We start from the raw sequence: 14,019 nt of genomic DNA on the forward strand, positions 1-14,019 counted from the left end.
CCGGGACCCGCCCTCCGTTGACCAGGACATGAAGCCACCGCTCCTCAGCGTCGTCATCCCCGTCCACAACGTCGAGGACTACCTGGAGGACTGCCTGCGATCGGTGGCGGAGCAGACCCTCGCCGCGATCGAGGTGGTGATGGTCGACGACGGTTCCACGGACGGCAGCGCGGCGATCGCGGAGGCGTTCGCCGCCCGGGACAGCCGCTTCCGGCTGGTGCGGCAGCGGAACGGCGGCCTGAGCGCGGCCCGCAACACCGGTGTCCGGCACACCACTCCGGCGGTCCCCTACCTGGCGTTCGCGGACAGCGACGACTTCGTCGTGCACGACGCGTACGAGCGGATGGTGGCCTCGCTGGAGTCGACCGGCTCCGATCTGGTGACCGGCAATGTGTGGCGGCTCACCGAGCGGGGGCGGCAGCAGGCCTGGCAGTACCGCTGGCTGACCGCCACGCGTTCCCGCACCCACATCACCCGGGACCCGCGCCTGCTGGCGGACCGGGTGGCGTGGAACAAGGTGTTCCGGCGCTCCTTCTGGGACGGGCACGCCTTCGCCTTCCCCGAGGGGAAGCTGTACGAGGACACGCCGGTGATGATCCCCGCGCACCATCTGGCCGGGTCCGTGGACGTCCTGCACGAGCACGTCTACTACTGGCGGGTGCGGGAGGGGTCGATCACCCGGCGGCGGACGGATGTCACCGGCGTACGGGACCGGATCGACGCGTCCGAGCAGGTCAGCGCCTTCCTGGGCGAGCGGCAGGCGGGCCCGGAGCAGCGGCGGGCGTACGACGTGTCCTGTCTGCGCGACGACTTCGGGTACTTCCTGGACGGGTTGCCGATGGGCGGCGAGGCCTACCGGGCGGCGTTCCTGGAGGGGGCCGGGGCGTTCGTGGACCGGGCGGGGGACGGGGTGCTGGCGGGGCTGCCGGTGGAGCTGCGCATCAAGTGGCAGCTGGTGCGGGAGCGGCGGCTTGAGGAGCTGCTGGCCGTCCTCGCCTTCGAACGGGCCAACGGGGTGGGGACGTTCGCGGTGGAGGGGCTGCCCGGACGGCGGAGGGCGGTCTACCCCGGCGTGCGCGGCGCGAGCGCCCGGCTCGCGCGCACCGACGTACCGGCGGTCGCACGGCTCGTGGAGGCGCGGTGGGGCGCGGACGGGAAGCTCCGGCTGCGCGGGTATGCCTATCTGCGCAACCTTCCGGCCGGGTCGGCGCGGCAGCAGATGAAGGTGGGGATGGTCCGGGCGGAGGGGGGCCGTCGGGTGCGGGCCGTGCCGGTGCGGACGGTGCCGGTGCCCGAGGCGACGGTGAACTCCGGTCAGGAGCTGCACGGTTACGACCACGCGGGCTTCGAGATGGTCCTCGACCCGGACCGGCTGCCCGCCGCAGGGGACGGCGGTGGCGGCTGGCTGGTCGGGCTGGTCGTCGCGGCGCACGGGACGGTACGGCGGGTGGCGGTGCGCGCCCTGGACGCGGGCGCGGACCAGCCGCTGGTGCACGACCTGGGGGACGGACGGCGGGCGGTACTGGACCACCGGGGCGGTCGGCTGCGCGTGAGGGTGGCACGGCTGGGTGCGGTGGTGGAGGGGGTCGGCGGTGCGGAGGGGTTCGGCGGTCCGGAAGGGGGCGGCGGTCCGGAGAGGGGCAGCCGTCCGGACGGGGGCGACCGTCCGGAGGAGAGCGGCGGTCCGGAAGGAGGCGCGCTGGAGTTGTCGGGGCGGTACTTCGAGGGCGCCGCGGCTGCGGCCCTTGTGCTGATGCGCGACGGGGAGAGGGAGCGTTCGTTCCCGGTGGAGTGCGGGGCGGCTGGGGAGGGTGAGGGCCGTGGGACGGCTTTCACGGTACGTGTCCCTCTCGACGGTCTCGCCGCCGTACCGCCCGCCCCGCACCGGGCCCCGCCCGAGGTCAGGGCGGAGGGCGGCGCGCGGTGGCGGACCCGGCTGCTGCTCGCGGACGGCACCCGCACCCCGCTGCCCGCCGCGCCGGACCTGCCGCCGCCCGCGTGTGCGGACGCGGCGGGGGAGCTGGTGGTGGACCTGGGCGGGCTGCCGGTGGCGGACGAGGTGGAGCGGCTGGGGGACGGTTCGCTACGGGTCCGGGGGACGTACGGAGGGGCCTCCGCAGCCCCGGGGACGTACGGAATGGCCTCTCCGGCTCCGGGAACGGACGGAGTGCCCCCCACGGCTCCGGGGACGTACGCGCCGGCGCTTTCGGGAGCGTACCTACCGGCGGCCGCGGCAACAGCCCCCGGCACCGGCGCACGCCTTCTCCTCCGCCACGAGACCCTGCACGAGACGCTCCCCGCCACCGAGGTCACCGTCGTCACCGAGGCCACCGTCGGGGCCCGCCCCACCGGCCGCTTCTCCGTGCGGATCGCCCCGCCCCTCCCCGAAGGCCGCTGGGGTCTCCACCTCGACGGTCACCCCGTCCGCGTCCTCGCCTCCCTCGCCGCTCGCCTCCCCTGCGGCGACTCCGCCCTCGCCCTGGAGCGGCGCGACGGCGACCGGCTGACCGTCCTGGCGGCTCCGGCGCTCCCGGTCGCCGAGCGGAGCGCGTACAGCAGGCGGCTTCTGCGCGACGCGCACCACGGCGCCGGGCGCACCACCCTCCCGCTCCTGGACACCGTCCTCTACGCGGGCGGCGCGGGCGGCGACTCCCCGCGCGCCGTGCACGCCGAGCTCATCCGCCGGGGCGTGGCGGCCGAGCACCTGTGGGTGACCGGGACCGCCCCCGGCCGTGCGACCCGTGTCCCGCCCGGTGCGCGGGCCGTCCCCGTGCACAGCACCGCCTGGTACGAGGCGCTGGCCCGCGCCCGGTGGATCGTCACGGACGGGCAGCTGCCGGTGTGGTTCGAGCGGCGCCCCGGGCAGACCGTCGTCCAGACCTGGCACGGCACCCCGCTCGGCCGCTTCGGCACCGGCCTGACGGAGACCCTCTACGCTGACCACCAGCATCTCGCCACCCTGGCCCACCGATCGGCCCAGTGGTCGGTACTGGTCTCCCCGAGCCGCTTCGCCACCCCGTTGCTGCGCAGGTCACTGGCGTACGACGGGGAGGTGCTGGAGGCCGGATCGCCCGCCAACGACGTGCTGTGCGCGCCCGACCGGGACAAGACCGCCGAAGAGATCCGGCGCACGCTGGGCGTACCGGAGGACCACCGCGTCGTCCTGTACGCGCCGACCTACCGCGACCACCTGGCCCACCCCCCGTCCGCCGCCCCCCACTCCCCCGACCGCACGGCCCCCGGCCCGTACCGCTGGGATCCGGCGCTGGACCTGCCCGCGCTCGCGCGCTCGCTGGGCCCCGGCCACACGGTGCTGGTGCGCCGGCACCCCCGGGTCACGGGCAGCATCGCGGAAGGGCCCGGCGTCCTCGACGTCTCCCGCCACCCGGGCGCGGCCGAACTGCTGCTGATCGCGGATGTGCTGGTCACCGACTATGCGGGACTGATGTTCGACTTCGCGCTGACGGGCCGGCCGATGCTCTTCCACACATACGACCTGGAGCACTACCGCGACACCGTGCGCGGCTTCTGCCTGGACTTCGAGACCCGGGCGCCCGGGCCGCTGCTGGTCACGACGGACGAGGTGGTGCAGGCCCTGCGCGGCCTCGGGGCGCTGGCGGCCCGGCACGCCGACGCGTACGAGAGCTTCCGCCACGACCACTGCGACCTGGACGACGGCGGGGCGGCGGGGCGGGTGGCGGACCGGCTGCTGGCGGACCTCGCACAGCGCTCTGCGGACGTCCCCCGGAAGAGTGGCGGGCGGGAGGGACGGCCCCGCGCACGGAACTCATGAGCTGTGTCCCTCTCCTCTCCCACCCCCGCCCCGTCCGACACCCCTACCTCCGCCCCTCCCCCCACCCGGGCGGCGGACGACGAGCTCATCGCAGCGCCCCGGTGGCTGCCCTCGCCGTACGTCCTGCTGGGCGGTCTGCTGTGGGCGGTCCTGTCGGCGGCGGCCTGGCAGGTGCCGATGTGCTGCGAGGCCGGGCTCAACGCGGCCGTGGTCGAACGGCTGCGGAGCAGTCTGCTGCACCCGGCGTTCCCGATGACGGACCTGCCCGCCGTGGCCAGCGCGCACTACTCCCCGTACGCCGTCGCGCAGGGCCTGACCGCCCGGGCGAGCGGGCTCTCCGGGCAGACCGTGCTCGCGCTGTCCGCCGCCGTCAACCTGGCACTGCTGCTGACCGGGATCGGCCGGCTGGCCCGGCTGCTGACCCCGAACCGCTGGGTGCCGGTCCTCGTACTGATCCCGCTGGCGCTGATCCACTGGGCGGACCCGGGGCGGTGGAGTGCGCCGGGTACGTTCGCCGTCGCGGTCACCCTGCACCTGTGGGCGTGGACGGGTCACGCGGTCACCCGGCTCCCCCGCACCGGCTCCGGGCGGCCGCCGGGCCGGTCGCCCCGGTGGGTGGAGGCGGTGGGGATCGGCGTCCTGCTCGGCCTCGTCCTGCTGGTCCATCCCCCGACGGCGCTGGGCGCGGCGCTGGGCGTGATCGCGCTGGTGGCGGTGAAGCAGCGGACCCGGATCAGGCCGACGCTGCGGAGGTGGGCGGTGGCCGGGCTGTGCGCGGCGGCCGTGGCGGCGGTGTGGCCGTACTACAACGGGCTCACCGTCCAGAAGGCCCCGTCGCCCGCCGGGGCCGCGGCTCGCCCGGAGGCCGGCGGGGCGCCGGTGACCGGGGAGCCGTACACCTGGGCGACCGCGCACGTCCCGCCCGGTGAGGTGGTGCTGACGGACAGCGTCCCGGCGATGTACGCCCTGGCCGGGCACGGGTCGTTCGTGCTCGCCGACGAGGTGCCGGAGGCGGGGCTTCCGGCGGCCGAGCGGCGGGCGCGGAGCCGGGCGGTGGCGACGTACCTGGACGCGGCGACGGCGCCGGCGGAACGGGAGAGGATCACCGGGCGGTACGGGGTGCGGTGGGTGCTGCTGACCCGGTTCCAGAAGCTGCCGGGGGACGCGTCGGTGCTGGCGTACAGCCCGCGTACTGGCGAGGTGCTGGCGCGCGTACCGGAGCGGTGACGCCGGTCCTCACGGACGGTCGCCCCGGCTGACGCGAACCGGAGGGGTGACCCTAGGCCTACGTGTACCGGAGGGGTGACCCCCGGCCGACGCGAACCGGAGAAGTGCCCCTCGGCCGACGCGTACCGAAGGGGCGCGACCCCTGGCCGACGCGTACCGGAGAGATGCCCTCTGGACCGCTTCAGGCGCCGTTGCGCAGCGCGGCGACCGCTGAGGCGGCCAGGTCGTCCAGGTACCCCTTGGGCAGCTCGCCCCGGACGACGACGAGCCGCCAGTACAGCGGCCCCACGATCAGGTCGAGGGCCCGGTCCGGGTCGCTCCCCTCCGGCAGCTCCCCCCGGGCCACCGCCTCCCGCACCACCACGGCGGCGACGCCCTGCTGCTGGTCGAGGAGGGCGGCCTTGATCGCCTCGGAGATCTCCGGGTTGCGGGCGGCCTCCACCAGCAGGTCCGGGATGACCTGCGAGGCGACCGGGTGGCGCAGGGCGTAGGCGGCGAGTTCGAGCACGGCGCGCACATCCCCGTAGAGCGAACCGGTGGCCGGGGCGGGCATCCCCTGTGCGGCGACGGCCGCGACCAGGTCGAGGACCAGGGCCAGCTTGGACTTCCAGCGGCGGTAGACGGCCGTCTTTCCGACCCCGGCGCGCCGCGCGATGCCCTCGATGGACATCCGGGCGAACCCCACCGCGGCCAGCTCCTCGAAGACGGCCGCGCGGATGGCGTCGGTGACGTCCTCGCGCAGGACGGCGGCGCCTGCGGGGGCGCGGCGGCGGGTTCCCCGTTCGGTGGTCATGGCCCGAATGATAGTCGGCGACGACGGAACGGTTGCGTTGCGACGTACAACCGTCCTACTCTCAGCGTTACGACGATACGGTCCCGTCCCTACGAGGGCGTCCCCACGGGACCGTACCGTTCTGCTCCACTTCCCCCCTCCCGCTTCCGACGAAAGCGATCGTTCGTGGTGAGCCAGACAACAGCCCCACCACCCCCGGTGGCCTCTCCCGTCCAGGACACCCCGGCCACCGAGCCCGCGGCGCCGGTATACGCGCCCGGTGAGCTGGCCGCCCTGGCCGCCCGGCACGGGCTGACGGTCAGCGGTGCCCGGCCGACGCTGCCCGCGTACCTCCGGCAGCTCTGGGGGCGGCGGCACTTCATCGCCGCGTTCGCGACGGCCAAGCTGACGGCCCAGTACAGCCAGGCGAAGCTCGGCCAGATCTGGCAGATCATGACGCCGCTGCTCAACGCGACGGTCTACTACTTCATCTTCGGCGTCCTGATGGACACCAAGCGCGGGGTGGAGGACTTCGTTCCGTTCCTGGTCACCGGGGTCTTCATCTGGACCTTCACCAGCAGCTCCATCACCGCGGGCACCCGGGCGATCAGCGGCAACATCGGCCTGGTGCGGGCCCTGCACTTCCCGCGCGCCTCGCTGCCGGTGGCGCTGGCGCTCCAGCAGCTCCAGCAGCTCCTGTTCTCGCTGGGCGCGCTGACCCTGATCCTGCTGGCGTTCGGCCAGTACCCGCGCCCCTCCTGGCTGCTGGCGATCCCGGCGCTCGCCCTCCAGGCGGTGTTCAACACGGGCGTGTCGATGGCCGTGGCCCGGCTGACGGCGAAGACCCCGGACATCGCGCAGCTGACGCCGTTCGTGCTGCGGACCTGGATGTACTCCTCCGGCGTGATGTGGAGCCTGGACCATCTGCTGGCGGGCGACCGGGTGCCGCACGCGGTGATGGTGCTGCTGGAGTACAACCCGGCGGCGCTCTTCATCAACCTCATGCGGTTCGCGCTCATCGACAGCTACGGCGCCGCGCAGCTGCCGGCGCACGTGTGGGCGGCGGCGGCCGGGTGGGCGCTGCTGTGCGGGGTGGCGGGATTCGTGTACTTCTGGAAGGCGGAGGAGACGTACGGACGTGGCTGACCTCAAGGACATCTCCAAGGACGCCTCCGCGGACGACCGCGTCCCGACGGTCGTGGTGGACGACGTCCACATCACGTACACCGTCAACGGCGCGCGGACCGGCAAGGGCAGCGCGACCTCCGCGCTCAGCCGCCTCACCTCGCGCCGCCGCACCCCCGGCGCACGCCAGGTGCACGCCGTGAAGGGGGTCAGCTTCGCCGCGTACAAGGGCGAGGCGATCGGCCTGATCGGCTCCAACGGCTCCGGCAAGTCGACCCTGCTCAAGGCCATCGCAGGCCTGCTCCCGCCCTCCAGCGGCAAGGTCCACACCCAGGGCCAGCCCTCACTGCTCGGGGTGAACGCGGCCCTGATGGGCGACCTGACCGGCGAGCGCAACGTGGTGCTGGGCGGACTGGCGATGGGCATGACGCGCGACCAGGTCCGCGAACGCTACGACGACATCGTCGAGTTCTCCGGCATCAACGAGAAGGGCGACTTCATCACCCTGCCGATGCGGACATACTCCTCCGGCATGGGCGCCCGGCTCCGCTTCTCCATCGCGGCCGCCAAGAGCCACGACGTCCTCCTGATCGACGAGGCGCTCTCCACGGGCGACGCGAAGTTCCGCCGCCGCAGCACGGACCGCATCCAGCAGCTCCGCGCCGAGGCGGGCACGGTCTTCCTGGTCAGCCACAGCAACAAGTCCATCACCGAAACCTGCGACCGGGCCCTGTGGCTGGAGGCGGGCACGCTGAGGATGGACGGCCCGGCGAAGGAAGTGGTGGCGGCCTACGAGAAGTTCACCACATCCAAGTGACCGCATCAGCCCGGCCGTTACCCACCTGCACGGACCCAGCCCGTCCGGCCGCCTCCAGCCCGTCCGGCGCTTGAGGACACTTCTCAGCCCGTCCGGCGCTTGAGGACGGACCCACGCCGAGGGGGCCGGCGCCACCAACGGCACCGGCCCCCACAGACGTACCGCCTAAGCGTGCGTACGCAACAACGTCCGCATCGTCCGCATCGCCACCGAGAGATTCGCCAGATCGAACGCGTCCGATCCCTGGATCTCCTCCAGCGTGGAGCGCGACCGCGCGAGGATCGCCGCGTTCCTCTCCTCCCACGCCCCGAACCGCTCCTCCGGCGTCGCCGTGCCGTCGCCCACGCTCAGCACGTCCGACGTGAGCGCGGCGTGCGCCGCGTACAGGTCCTCGCGGATGGAGGCGCGGGCCATGGACTGCCAGCGGTCGGCCCGCGGCAGGTCGATGATCCGGTCCATCAGCTGCGTGATCCGCAGCCGGTCCGCGAGGTCGTAGTACACCTCGGCGACGTCCAGCGGGTCCTTGCCCGTCCGGTCCGCGATCGCGACGATGTCCAGCGCCGGGAAGGCGGAGGAGAACCCGGCGACCCGGACCGCCAGCTCGCTCGGGACCCCCACCGAGGTCAGCTCGTCCAGGATCGAGTGGTACCAGTCCAGGTCGGCGCCCCGAAGCAGCTTGGGCAGCTCGCTCCAGACCCGCTCCACCCCGTCCCGGAACCCCTCGATGGTCTCCGCGATGGCGACGGGCTGCGGCCGGTTGCCCAGCAGCCAGCGCGAACCGCGCTCCACCAGCCGCCGCGAGTGCAGCCGGATCCGGGTCTGGACATCGGCGGCGACCTGGTTGTCCAGCGCCTCGACCGCGTCCCACACCGCCGACAGCCCGAAGATCTCACGGGCCGTGAACTGGGCCCGCACGATCTCCTCGATCGACGCCCCGGTCTCCTCCCGCAGCCGGTGCAGGAAGGTCGAACCGGCGGTGTTCACCGTGTCGTTGACCAGCACCGTCGTGATGATCTCGCGCCGCAGCGCATGTCCGTCGACCGCCTCCGGGAACCGCTCGCGCAGCTGGCTCGGGAAGTAGGCGTGGACCAGCTTCTGGAGGTGCGGGTCGTCGGGCAGGACGGTGGAGATCAGCTCGTCCGCCGTCGTGATCTTGGTGTAGGCGATCAGCACGGCCAGCTCGGGCTGGCTGAGCCCCGACTCGTTGCTGAGCAGCTCGCGGATCTGCCGGTCGGCGGGCAGGAACTCCAGCGCCCGGTCCAGCGCCCCGTCCTTCTCCAGCCGCCGCATGAAGCGCTGCTGGGCGTGGAGCAGGGAGGGGGCCTGGGCGGAGGCGTTGGAGAGGGCGACGTTCTGCGCGTAGTTGTTACGGAGGACGAGCGCGCCGACCTCGTCGGTCATGTCGGCGAGCAGCTTGTTGCGCTGCTTGACGGTCATGTCGCCGTCCCGGACGAGACCGTTGAGCAGGATCTTGATGTTCACCTCGTGGTCGGAGGTGTCCACCCCGGCGCTGTTGTCGATCGCGTCGGTGTTGATCCGGCCGCCGTTGCGGGCGAACTCGATCCGGCCGAGCTGGGTGGCGCCGAGGTTGCCGCCCTCGCCGACGACCTTGGCCCGCAGCTCCTCGCCGTTGACCCGGATCGCGTCGTTGGCCTTGTCGCCGACGTCGGCGTTCGACTCGGGGACGGCCTTGATGTACGTGCCGATGCCGCCGTTCCACAGCAGGTCGACGGGGGCCTTGAGGATGGTCTGCATCAGGTCGGCGGGCGTCATCTTGCTCACCGACGCGTCGATGCCGAGCGCCTCGCGGATGTGGTTGTTCAGCGGGATCGACTTGGCACTGCGCGGGTGGATGCCGCCGCCCGCGGAGAGCAGCCCGGTGTCGTAGTCGGCCCAGGAGCTGCGGGGCAGCTCGAAAAGGCGGCGGCGCTCGGCGTACGAGGTCGCCGCGTCCGGGGTCGGGTCGAGGAAGATGTGCCGGTGGTCGAAGGCGGCGACCAGGCGGATGTGCTCGGAGAGCAGCATCCCGTTGCCGAACACGTCACCGGACATGTCGCCGACGCCGACGACGGTGAAGTCCTCGGTCTGGGTGTCGTGGCCCAGCTCCCGGAAGTGGCGCTTCACGGACTCCCAGGCGCCGCGCGCGGTGATGCCCATGCCCTTGTGGTCGTAGCCGGCCGAACCGCCGGAGGCGAACGCGTCGCCGAGCCAGAAGCCGTACGCGACGGCGACCTCGTTGGCGATGTCGGAGAAGCTCGCGGTGCCCTTGTCGGCGGCGACGACGAGGTAGGTGTCGTCCTCGTCGTGGCGGACGACATCGGCGGGCGGCACGACCTCGCCGGCCACCATGTTGTCGGTGATGTCCAGCAGCGCCGAGATGAAGGTGCGGTAGGCGGCGATGCCCTCAGCGAACCAGGCGTCCCGGTCCACGGACGGGTCCGGGAGCTGCTTGGCGACGAAGCCGCCCTTGGCGCCGACGGGGACGATGACGGTGTTCTTCACCATCTGCGCCTTGACCAGGCCGAGCACCTCCGTACGGAAGTCCTCCCGCCGGTCCGACCAGCGCAGCCCGCCGCGGGCGACCTTGCCGAAGCGCAGGTGGACGCCTTCGACGCGCGGCGAGTAGACCCAGATCTCGTACGCCGGGCGGGGCGCGGGCAGGTCCGGGATGGCCTGCGGGTCGAACTTCATCGAGACGTACCTGTGCGGGGCGCCGTCGTCCGCGTTCTGGAAGAAGTTGGTGCGCAGGGTCGCCTTGATGACGGTGAGGAAGGAGCGCAGGATCCGGTCCTCGTCCAGGGACGCGACCTGGTCCAGGGCCCCGTCCAGCTCCTCCAGGAGCCCGTCGGTGAGCTCGGTGCCCGCGCTCTGGCGGCCGGGCGACATCCGGGCCTCGAAGAGGGAGACGAGCAGCCGGGTGGTGTGGACGTTGTTGCGGAGCGTGGACTCCATGTAGTCCTGGCTGAAGGTGGAACCGGCCTGCCGCAGGTACTTGGCGTAGGCGCGCAGCACCACGGCCTGGCGCCAGTTCAGCCCGGCGCCCAGCACCAGTGCGTTGAAGCCGTCGTTCTCCGCCTCGCCCTTCCAGACGGCGGCGAACGCCTCCTGGAAGCGGGCGCGCGCGTCGTCGGCGAAGTGGCCGGTGTGGCCGTTCGCCTGCGGCATCCGCAGCCCGAAGTCGTAGATCCAGGCGTGCGTACGGTCGGCGCAGCGCAGCTCGTACGGACGCTCGTCGACGACCTCGACACCGAGCTGCTGGAGCGCCGGGAGGACGGCGGAGAGGGAGACCTGCTCGCCGGTCCGGTAGATCTTGAAGCGGCGCTCGCCGGGGCCCGCGCCGACCGGCTCGTACAGGCTGAGGGCGAAGTCCTTCTCGCCCTCCTTCAAGGTCTCCAGGTGGACCAGGTCGGCCACGGCGGCGCGCGGCGAGTGGTCGGCCTTGTAGCCCTCGGGGAAGGAGTGGCCGTACTGGCGCTGGAGTTCGGCGGCGCGCTCCTCGCCCAGCTCGGCGTTGAGGGCCTCGCCGAAACCGTCGGCCCAGGAGCGGGCGGCCGCGACGAGGCGGGCCTCGATGCGGTCGGCATCGGCGTCGGTGAGGTGGGCCAGCTCGGTGCCCGGCGGGACCCGGATGACGAAGTGCAGCCGGGAGAGGATCGACTCGGTGTTCCAGGCGCTGAAGTCGACGCTGGTGCCGCCGAGTTCCTCCTTGAGGATGTCGATCAGCCGCAGGCGTACGCCGGTGGTGTACCGGTCGCGCGGGAGGTAGACGATCGCGGAGTAGTAGCGCCCGTACTCGTCCTGGCGCAGGTAGAGCCGCAGCCGGCGGCGCTCCTGGAGGTAGAGGACGGAGGTGACGACGGCGCGGAGCTGGTCGACGGGGGTCTGGAACAGCTCGTCACGCGGGTAGGTCTCCAGGATCTGGAGCAGGTCGCGGCCGTCGTGGCTGTTGTACGAGAACCCGGCGCCCTCCACCACTTCGGCGACCTTGCGGCGGATGACGGGCACCCGGCGCACGGACTCGGTGTAGGCGGCGGAGGAGAAGAGACCCAGGAAGCGGCGCTCGCCGACGACGTTGCCCTTGGCGTCGAACTTCTTCACGCCGACGTAGTCGAGGTAGCTGGGGCGGTGCACGGTGGCCCGGCTGTTGGCCTTGGTCAGGACGAGGAGCTTGTGCTCACGGGCCTTGGCGCGGGCGTCGGCGGGCAGCCGGTCGAAGGACGGGCTGACCGGGTGGTCCTCGTCCACGCTGTGCTGCGGGTCGGAGCGCAGGATGCCGAGCCCGGTGCCGGGTACGGCGGCGAGCGCGTCGCTGTCCTTGAGCTCGTACTCGCGGTAGCCGAGGAAGGTGAAGTGGTCGGCGGCCAGCCAGCGCAGCAGCTCGCGGGCCTCCTCGACCTCCTCTTCGGCCAGGTCGTCCAGCGGCTCGCCCGGCAGGTCGTCGGCGATCCGGAGGGCGGCCTCGCGCATCTTCCCCCAGTCCTCGACGGTCTCCCGTACGTCGGACAGGACGCGCAGCAGGTCCGCGGTGATCTGCTGGAGGTCGGCGCGGTCGGTCTCGCGGTCGATCTCGACGTGGATCCAGGACTCGACCAGCGCGTCGTGCGGCAGCTCCGCCTTGGCGTCCTTGCGGCCCTTGGAGGTCCTGGGGATGCCGGGGCCGCCGGAGAGGACCTCGATGAGCTGGCCGGTGAGATCGCGGCGGACGGTGACCTGCGGGTGGATCACGAGATGGATGCCGCGGCCCTGCCGGGACAGCTCGTTGGTGACGGAGTCCACCAGGAAGGGCATGTCGTCGGTGACGACCTCGACGACGGAGTGGCTGCAGGTCCAGCCGTTCTCCTCGACGGTCGGGGTGTGCACGCGGACGTTGGCGGTGCCCTGCGGGCGGGTCTCGGCCAGCCGGTAGTGCGAGGCGGCGGCGCCGTAGACGTCGACCGGGTCCCGGTTCTCGAGGTCCTCGGGAGCCGTATGCAGGTAGTAGCGCTGAAGGTAGGCGAGCGCCGTGTCCTGTCCCGGACGGGCGTCGTCGTCGGCCCCGGCGGCGGCGACCCGCACCCGGGGGGTACCGCCCGGGCCACCGACACCACCGCCCGGGCTGTTGTCAGCTACCTGGGCGGCCCGTGCGAGCAGCTCGGCCTTGGCTTCGTCCAGCTTGGTCTGCATGTCCTCTGGCTCCTGTCGCGCGCCGTTGCGTGACGTAGGTGAGAAAAGCGACGTACCGCCACGACACGGGGTTTCCGGTCTGGGTCGACGCTATGCCGCTTCGAGAGTTGCCCGGGACCACATGGGCCGTTCTTGACGGCCGGTCCGGGGTCGGAAGATCACGGATCGCCCGGGTGCGGTGGCACTCCGGGCGGCGGCCGGGGGCTTCGCTGCCCCCGAGGCGTATCGCGCTGATCACGGCACCAGGCTATCGCCCCCGCACCCCACCCCGTCATGAGCCGCATGTGTACAAAAGAAGACATCGAACTTTGACACTTCGGACAGTGCGGCGCCTCCCCCGGACGAACTGGCGTTCCGCCTTGGCGAACGCGCGGGAACCGGGGGAACCTGTCCCTGGAGCACAGGAATCGACCCCCGGCCCCCGCCCGAGCCCCGAGGAGCGCGCCATGCCCGAGCCCGAGAAGGTCCTCATCGTCACCGGCGACGCCGCCGAGTCCCTCGAAGTGCTCTACCCCTACCAGCGACTGCTGGAGGAGGGGTACGAGGTCCACATCGCGGCCCCCGAACGCAAGACGCTGCGCTTCGTGGTCCATGACTTCGAGCCCGGCTACGACACGTACACGGAGAAACCCGGCTACACCTTCCCCGCCGACCTGGCCTTCTCCGAGGTGGACCCCGGGGAGTACATCGCCCTGGTGATCCCCGGCGGCCGCGCCCCCGAGTACCTCCGCAACAACGCCGAACTGCGTAAGATCATCGGCGCCTTCTTCTCCGCCGACCGCCCGGTCGCCCAGATCTGCCATGGTCCCCTGATCACCGCCGCCACCGGCAGCCTGAGTGGCCGCCGCGTCACCGCGTACCCCGCCCTGGAGCCCGACATGCAGAGCGCGGGCGCGACGTTCCGGGACACGGAGGCGGTGGTGGACGGCACCCTGGTCTCGTCCAGGGCCTGGCCGGACCACCCGGCGTGGATGAGGGAGTTCCTGAAGGTGCTGCGCACCGGATAAAGCCCGCCCGGCCACATCCAGCCCGTCCGGCGCCTGAGAACATCTCTCCACTCCGTCAGGCGCCTGAGGACACCCTTTCAGCCCGTCCGGCGTTCGAGGGGCGGGGCCGGGGGCA

7 protein-coding genes are annotated in these 14,019 nt (G+C 72.5%); 5 read left to right on the top strand and 2 right to left on the bottom strand.

Annotated elements, in window-relative coordinates; translation table 11 throughout:
* The first annotated feature begins 28 nt into the window (after positions 1-28).
* Together D6270_RS12105 and D6270_RS12110 are read left to right on the top strand one after the other, a co-directional pair.
* Entirely contained in the window at positions 29-3,793 is a 3,765-nt protein-coding gene (locus tag D6270_RS12105) for a bifunctional glycosyltransferase/CDP-glycerol:glycerophosphate glycerophosphotransferase (protein ID WP_109165400.1), read from the top strand.
* Positions 3,794-3,796: 3 nt separating this feature from the next.
* The gene (locus tag D6270_RS12110) at positions 3,797-5,020 is read left to right on the top strand and encodes a hypothetical protein (protein WP_109165399.1); all 1,224 of its coding nucleotides are present in this window, start codon (positions 3,797-3,799) and stop codon (positions 5,018-5,020) included.
* A 181-nt stretch (positions 5,021-5,201) separates the two neighbouring features.
* On the opposite strand, the gene D6270_RS12115 is transcribed toward D6270_RS12110, so the two are convergent.
* Positions 5,202-5,813, bottom strand: coding sequence for a TetR/AcrR family transcriptional regulator (locus D6270_RS12115; protein ID WP_202418309.1), 612 nt, complete (start codon positions 5,811-5,813; stop codon positions 5,202-5,204).
* Positions 5,814-6,011: 198 nt separating this feature from the next.
* Between D6270_RS12115 and D6270_RS12120 the strand changes: the two genes are divergently transcribed.
* Positions 6,012-6,938 (top strand): ABC transporter permease, encoded by a 927-nt coding sequence (locus D6270_RS12120; protein ID WP_109165398.1) that lies wholly within the window; start codon positions 6,012-6,014, stop codon positions 6,936-6,938.
* Complete coding sequence (locus D6270_RS12125) at positions 6,931-7,734, top strand: ABC transporter ATP-binding protein (protein ID WP_109165397.1); 804 nt, start codon at positions 6,931-6,933, stop codon at positions 7,732-7,734. The genes D6270_RS12120 and D6270_RS12125 overlap by 8 nt, the downstream gene beginning before the upstream one ends.
* A 165-nt stretch (positions 7,735-7,899) precedes the next feature.
* Here D6270_RS12125 and D6270_RS12130 read toward each other — a convergent pair whose 3' ends face one another.
* Complete coding sequence (locus tag D6270_RS12130) at positions 7,900-12,897, bottom strand: NAD-glutamate dehydrogenase (protein ID WP_109165396.1); 4,998 nt, start codon at positions 12,895-12,897, stop codon at positions 7,900-7,902.
* 446 nt (positions 12,898-13,343) lie between these two features.
* Here D6270_RS12130 and D6270_RS12135 point away from each other — a divergent pair, with 446 nt between their 5' ends.
* Positions 13,344-13,904, top strand: a complete 561-nt coding sequence (locus D6270_RS12135) for a DJ-1/PfpI family protein (RefSeq protein ID WP_109165395.1) — start codon at positions 13,344-13,346, stop codon at positions 13,902-13,904.
* Positions 13,905-14,019 lie beyond the last annotated feature (115 nt).

The sequence above is a fragment of the Streptomyces griseus subsp. griseus genome, from assembly GCF_003610995.1.
Lineage (GTDB): Bacteria > Actinomycetota > Actinomycetes > Streptomycetales > Streptomycetaceae > Streptomyces.

Bases quoted from the DNA above. Each gene is read 5' to 3' on its own strand.
- D6270_RS12105 (WP_109165400.1), top strand. From the start codon at position 29: ATGAAGCCACCGCTCCTCAGCGTCGTCATCCCCGTCCACAACGTCGAG.
- D6270_RS12115 (WP_202418309.1), bottom strand. From the start codon at position 5,813: ATGACCACCGAACGGGGAACCCGCCGCCGCGCCCCCGCAGGCGCCGCC.
- D6270_RS12130 (WP_109165396.1), bottom strand. From the start codon at position 12,897: ATGCAGACCAAGCTGGACGAAGCCAAGGCCGAGCTGCTCGCACGGGCC.
- D6270_RS12135 (WP_109165395.1), top strand. From the start codon at position 13,344: ATGCCCGAGCCCGAGAAGGTCCTCATCGTCACCGGCGACGCCGCCGAG.